Below are 6,623 nucleotides of genomic sequence, written 5' to 3'. Positions count from 1 at the left end.
AAAAACTTCCACCAATAAAATACAGGAAGCTATTGCCAATGCCGGTTATGATACAGAAAATTATACGGCAGACAATTCAGCCTATGATAAATTACACGGCTGTTGTAAATACGATCGCAAAGAAGCTTCCGTAAGCGAAGAAAAAGCCGCCTGTTGTAAAGACGGAAAATGTACGAGTGAAACCTGCAAGGAAGCTTGCTGTAAAGAGGGCGTTTGCAAAAAACAGGGCGACTGCTGTAAAGGCGGATCCTGCTGTAAAAACTAATCGTTCATCTTTAATTCAATCGTATGAAGCAATTAATAATTGCCTGTTGCCTGCTATTGCTGGGAACAGGAGGTTTTGCGCAGTTTTCTAAAGCCAGTTTACAGGCCAGCGGCCTTACCTGTGCACTCTGTACCAAAGCAATCAATAATTCCCTGGAACAATTGTCTTTTATAAAATCGGTTCAACCGGATATCAAAAGTTCTTCCTTCCTGATAGAATTTAAAGAAGGGGCGGCTGTTGATATAGATGCCCTGCGCAAGGGAGTGGAAGATGCCGGTTTTTCAGTGGCAAAATTGCAACTGACCGGGCAGTTTAATGCCCTGCCCGTTGAGCCGGACGAACATGCCACAATTAATGGCACAACCTTTCATTTTCTTTCCGTCAAAAAACAGGTAATTTCCGGAGAACAGGTTTTTACCCTGGTAGACAAGAGTTTTTTACCGGCGAAGGAATTTAAAAAATACAGTAAATCCAGCTCTATGTCCTGTGTGCAAACCGGGAAAGCAGGAGATTGCTGTAAAAAAGACGGGGTATCGGCAGATACCAGAATTTATCATGTAACTATTTAAACCCAGGTGCTGGTCCGGGTTACCTACCCGGACCAGTTTATTTTGTATGAAAAAGCTATTTCTTTCTGTTTTGCTCGCAATAGGACTTGTTACGGTAAATGCACAACCTAAGATTGGGGATACGGCACCGGAAATTGTTTTAAAGAGCCTGGCTGGTAAAGAACAAGGTCTTTCCACGCTTAAGGGCAGTTATGTATTGGTCGACTTCTGGGCAAGTTGGTGTGCGCCCTGCCGGAAATCTAATAAGCAACTGGGGCCGATATTTGAGCGTTACCATAAAAAAGGCTTTGAAATTTTTGGTATCAGCCTGGACGAGGATGTTACGGCCTGGAAAAAAGCAGTTGCAACGGATAAAATAAACTGGATTCAAACCCGGCAAGACGGTGGCTGGAATGCACCGGTTGCACTGGCCTGGGGAATTGAACAATTACCGACTTCCTACCTGCTAGACAAAAATGGAAAGATCATATCCATTGATCCAAGCGCTGGCGAAATTGAATTGGTGCTTCGCCAGGGCTTAAAATAATTACCATGAAATATTATTGTTGGATTTGGCTTGCAGCGCTTCTGGTTTCCTTTAGCGCTCAGGCACAGGAATTATATGTGTTTACTGATCCGGCCTCAAATCTTCCGGCCCGTTCCATCAGCGCAAAATTAACCGCGCGGTTTGCAGATCTTCCAAACTCAAAGATGGTGCGTCAACGATATATGCCGGAACTGATGGTAGGATTGCATAAAAACTGGATGGCACGGGTAAGTACCAGTTTTTCCAATTTTTATCAGGCCGGACAAAAATGGGAATCTGCTAAAATCTATACTAAATGGAGGTTTTATTCCGTAGACGGCATCCATCGCCATTTTAGAATGGCCGCTTTTGCCGACGGCGCCCTGAGCAAAAACAAACTGGTATTTGATGAAATGAACCTGGATGGCGATAACAGTGGTTTACAGGTTGGGTTAATTGCTACCCAGTTATTGAATAAACTGGCCGTTTCCGGAACGGCAAGTTATATGCGGGTGTACGATGACAGGTTCAAATCAATGCCCGGTATGCACGACCAGGATGCGATTGCCTATAGTTTATCTGCCGGGTACCTGCTTTTTCCTAAATCCTATGCTGATTATGAACAGGTTAACCTGAATTTATACCTTGAAGTATTGGGTATGAAGGGATTGGGCCCCGGAATGTATTACCTGGACGTGGCGCCAGCTATTCAATTGATTTTCAATAGTTCAACTAAATTTAACCTGGGGGCAAGATGGGAAACAACCGGCAATATGAACCGCATTGCCCGAAATAACTATTTTGTTAGTATGGAGACTACTTTCCTGAATGTGCTGAAAAGTAGAAAAAAATAGACGAAAACAGCGATCGGGGGCGTTATGAAGCATATCCAATTGATCCTTTATGAGAAAGATCTGCCTTTTCTTAGTGTGTTTCGTATCCATACAGCTGGCCAATGCTCAGCGGGTAGACCTCGATCGCTTCTCATTTAACGTGAACTACCGGGAGCTTCCGCAATTGCCCCTGGACAGTAATTTCCGTACCTACGATTTTAATTGCAAGCTTGGTCCACTAATGAAAATAGCCTTGGGGAATGAATCCCCGGACGAACGATTGGTGATACAGGGGTGGAAATGGCTGGCTGCAAATGGCCACCTTACCGTGCAATTAAAAATGGAAGACCTTATTATTACTAAATCCGATATCAGCCAGCGGGAAGAAATCAAAAAAGACAAAAACGGGAATGTCGTAAGTAAAAAAACCTATTATTCCCCGTTGCTTACCTATACCTATGCCGCGCGCGTTATCCTCAAGGACTATACAGGCCGCCAGATCGATGAATACCAGTTGGTAGACCGTTCACAGAGTTTTACGTACAAAGGAACGGAATCGGGTTCAAGAATTGGTGCAGCCAATGTTTTATTGAATATGGTGTTCCTTACTACCCAGGTTAGCAGGGATGTGCTGTACAATACTATTTATGATCTATCCGCTAACCTTACCCGGCAGTATGGCTATATGGAGAAAAGAATTACCGATATGGTTTGGATAGTGGCCAATAAAAAACACCCCGAATACAACCGCTTCAGATCAAATTGGGGCATCGTGAAAAATGCATTATTCAAGATTAATACCAATGAATCGGTAGAGCCGATATGGGAAGAAGTTCAACCCGCTATTGCGTATTTTGAGAAAATCCGGAACCAGTATTCCGATAACGATAAACACGATCGTAAACTCCGCTATGCAAGCCATTTTATTTTGAGCAAGCTGTATTTTTATCTCGATAAACCAGAACTGGCGCAGCGCGAGGCATCAGACCTGATTCTGAATAATTATGATGCCAGGGATGGATATCACCTGGAGTCGATGGCGAATTATCTGAAAAATGAACTGGCTGTAAACAATCGACGTACCCGTTATTTCCCACTTTATACCCAAAGCTTCGAAGGACCTCGGAATGTATCCTTATATTCGGGACAGTAAAACCGAATATGCCATTGTTTGCCGGCCTGGATTTAGGTACCACACATACTAAATTACTGGTGCTGGATGAAAAAGGAAAACTTCTTCATCAGGCCAAAGCTGCGTATACAAAAGGCGTCGGTTCGCAATTAGATCCGCAGGAATTACTCGAACTATCACTTCGGCTTCTCACAGAAACATTTTCGCATACGGATGGGGTGGAGCAGGAAGTTTTCCTTTCGCTGAGTGCAGCAATGCATAGTTTGCTATTAGTGAATGAAAATGGCAATCCGCTAACTGCCATGACAACCTGGGCAGATACCAGCAGTCAGGAACTGGTTGCCCGATACCGCACCGATAAAAGGATACATAAATTAGTGGCGGAGACCGGCACACCCTTTCATCCCATGAGCCCCTTCGCCAAGCTTTTGTATATGCAGGCGCAAAGTCCGGGTTTATTATCAACAGCGTATAAATGTATCGGTATTAAAGAGTTTATCTGGTATCATCTAACCGGGCGCTGGGAAATCGATCATAGCATGGCTGCTGCTACCGGGTTGTATGCGCCGGCCTTAGAGGATTGGCATCCGCTTGCGCTGGAATTAGTTGATCTTCAAAAAAAACAGTTACCGGCATTACGCGCGGTGGATGCATTGGTGAAGGAGGGGCGATTAACGCAAAAAGGCTATCAGTTCAGGTATGTTTTGGGCGGATCAGATGGCTGCCTGGCGCAAATCGGAAGCCGGGCAATGGCGCCCGGTGTGGCCAGTCTTACTATTGGCACAAGCGGGGCTATGCGGGTTGTATTACCCGAGTTTAGAACAGACCCGGATAGTGGTTTGTTCTGTTATCAATTAGATACGCATACTTATATAGGCGGTGGTCCCACCAATAATGGAGGAGTTGTGTTACAGTGGTGGGAGGAAAAAGTGATGGACAATGAAGCGCCAATTGACGTTTTATTAAATCGGTTTGAAAAAGAAGCTGCTTCGGTTATGCCCGGGTGCGAGGGCATGGTTTGTTTGCCTTATTTTGGCGGAGAGCGGGCACCTGTTTGGGACGCTGCCTCCAGCGGTATATTTGCCGGCATTCGTATGCACCATCGCCAGGCACATTTTAAAAGAGCAATGGTAGAGGGTGTTTGTTTTATTTTCCGGCAATTGCTGGAGCGGATGGAAGCTGTTCATGGCCCGGTAAAAAGAATAATTACCAGTGGAGGGTTTACCCAAAGCAAGTGGTGGTTGCAGGTAATGAGTGATGTGCTGGAAAGACGGTTGGAACAAGCGGAGCAGGAAGCTGATGCGTCGGCATTGGGGGCAATTGCAGTAGCTATGAAAGCAGCCGGTTTTATCAGCAAATGGACCGATTTTGAAGCTGTTCTTCCCTTTAACTACACTATAATTGATCCGGATAATACCAGGTTTTTGGTGTACCGCAAGCAATACCAACAATTTCTTCGCCTATGTCATTATTCATAATCCTGCTGGCACTTGGCTTGTTATTCTGGATGACACTTAATAAATGGAGTCCTTTTGTGGCCTTGCTGGCAGCCTGTTTGCTGATTGGTCTGCTGAATGGAATGCCGGTGTCAAAACTGATGCGTGCTATGGAAACAGGAGTGGGGTCTATCCTGGGCAGCATGGCCCTGATTTTATGTCTCGGTGCAATGCAGGGAAAAGTGCTGGAAAAAACCGGTGCTGCAAAAGTGATCAGTATTTACCTGATGGAAAAATTTGGAAAATCCCGGATTCAATGGGCCGTTTTATTAATGGGATTGGTGGTAGGTATACCGCTTTTTTACAATGCAGGTTTTGTTATACTGGTACCTTTTGTATTTACAATTGCTGCCAGCGCTAAACTACCCTTGTTATATGTAGCCATTCCATTATCTGCTTCTTTGTCGGTTACACATGGTTTTTTGCCTCCACACCCTGGGCCTGTAAGCCTGGCATCTATTTTTAATGCATCCATTGGAAAAACGATGTTGTACGGCCTGCTGGTTACAGTACCCCTGGTTTGGATGGCAGGGATCCAGTTTGGAAAACGATTTCGGAATTACGGCACTATTCCTGTATTGGACGAAAAAACGAAGGAAGAAACTGCCCTGCCCTCTGTGCCTGTTAGTATAGGAGTAGCTGTTTTACCGGTGGTGCTAATTGCGTTACCAGCCCTGCTTTTGCCACTGCTGGGTAAGGATTCGGTAATTACCCAGGTTGCCCAGTCAATTGGTGATCCGGTATTAGCCATGTTAGTGGCCGCTCTTGCAGCTGGATATTTTTTATGTATAAGGCGGGGTATTTCTATTGCTGAGCTTACCCGGTATTATGGTTCTGCAATTGAAGGCATTGCGGTGATTATGATGGTTATTGCCGGCGGCGGCGCTTTAAAAGAAGTGCTGCTGCAAACCGGCGTGGCCAACCAGGCCGCAGATTTTTTTACCCGTTACTCCTTTCCTCCTTTGTTGGCTGGTTGGCTGGTAGCTGCTACCATTCGTATAATTATTGGGTCTGCAACCGTTGCAGGTATTACTGCGGCCGGCATTTTAGCTCCACTGGTGGTAGCTTCCGGCGTATCGCCTGAATGGATGGTGTTATCTGTGGGAGCAGGAAGTGTTTTCTGATCGCATGTAAACGATACCGGCTTTTGGATGTTTAAAGAATATTATGGACTAACGGTAAAAGAAACACTCTTGTCCTGGACTATTATGGAATCCATTATATCGGTGGCCGGTTTGTTGCTAATCCTGTTGCTTGCGTTGTTTTTATAGAAGCTGGCTGCAAGTTTTAAGCAGTTCTGTTTTTTTTACGGATATCCCTGATGATTTGTGTGGCATGTACGCGGGAATTTTCAATGAAAAGTTTATGAGTGTTCATACCTCCGCAGATTACGCCCGCAAGGTAAAGTCCGGGTACATTGGTTTCCATTGTTTGCGGATCGTATACAGGCTGGCGGACAGCATCTTTACTAAGGTGAATGCCACATTTTTTCAGGAAGTGGAGGTTGGGTTCGTACCCGGTAAGGGCAATGACCCAATCATTGGGTAGGGTTAGGAGGCCGGAGGCTGTTTGAATATCAATTTCATGATCTCGTATGGCTTTGACCTCGCTGTTGAAATAAGCCTTGATGGAACCTTCTTCGATGCGGTTGATAATATCCGGACGAACCCAGTATTTAACCCGTTGACCAATTTCATGCTGGCGTATAATCATGCTAACCTGGGCGCCTTTTCGCCAGGTTTCAAGGGCGGCATCAACGGCTGAATTTTGTGCGCCGATGACTGCAACCTGTTGAAAAGCGTAAAAATGAGGGTCTTTATAAT

General features: G+C 45.1%; 6 protein-coding genes and 2 pseudogenes. 7 read left to right on the top strand and 1 reads right to left on the bottom strand.

Annotation, left to right across the window (positions count from 1 at the left end):
* From A1D16_RS09185 to A1D16_RS09155, 7 genes and pseudogenes are all read left to right on the top strand, one after another.
* Positions 1-265: pseudogene (locus A1D16_RS09185) on the top strand (hypothetical protein); the annotation flags it as partial.
* 23 nt (positions 266-288) lie between these two features.
* The gene (locus A1D16_RS09180; RefSeq protein WP_290709067.1) at positions 289-834 is read left to right on the top strand and encodes a heavy-metal-associated domain-containing protein; all 546 of its coding nucleotides are present in this window, start codon (positions 289-291) and stop codon (positions 832-834) included.
* 46 nt (positions 835-880) lie between these two features.
* Positions 881-1,360 (top strand): TlpA disulfide reductase family protein, encoded by a 480-nt coding sequence (locus tag A1D16_RS09175; protein ID WP_290709066.1) that lies wholly within the window; start codon positions 881-883, stop codon positions 1,358-1,360.
* 5 nt (positions 1,361-1,365) lie between these two features.
* Positions 1,366-2,193 carry a hypothetical protein gene (locus A1D16_RS09170; protein WP_290709065.1) on the top strand — a complete coding sequence of 276 codons (828 nt, stop codon included), beginning with the start codon at positions 1,366-1,368 and terminating at the stop codon, positions 2,191-2,193.
* 49 nt (positions 2,194-2,242) lie between these two features.
* Entirely contained in the window at positions 2,243-3,325 is a 1,083-nt protein-coding gene (locus A1D16_RS09165; protein ID WP_290709064.1) for a hypothetical protein, read from the top strand.
* A gap of 8 nt (positions 3,326-3,333) precedes the next feature.
* Positions 3,334-4,782 (top strand): gluconokinase, encoded by a 1,449-nt coding sequence (locus A1D16_RS09160; protein WP_290709063.1) that lies wholly within the window; start codon positions 3,334-3,336, stop codon positions 4,780-4,782.
* Positions 4,767-6,071 (top strand): annotated as a pseudogene (locus A1D16_RS09155) (gluconate:H+ symporter). The gene A1D16_RS09160 and the pseudogene A1D16_RS09155 overlap by 16 nt, the downstream one beginning before the upstream one ends.
* A 16-nt stretch (positions 6,072-6,087) precedes the next feature.
* Here A1D16_RS09155 and A1D16_RS09150 read toward each other — a convergent pair.
* The coding region (locus A1D16_RS09150) for an NAD(P)-binding domain-containing protein (protein ID WP_290709062.1) at positions 6,088-6,623 on the bottom strand (536 nt) is incomplete at its 5' end.

Source organism: Flavihumibacter sp. CACIAM 22H1 (genome assembly GCF_001601815.1).
In the GTDB taxonomy this organism is placed as follows: domain Bacteria; phylum Bacteroidota; class Bacteroidia; order Chitinophagales; family Chitinophagaceae; genus Flavihumibacter.
The sequence above is the reverse complement of the archived record's forward strand: the minus strand, read 5'-3'. Positions and strand labels throughout refer to the sequence as shown.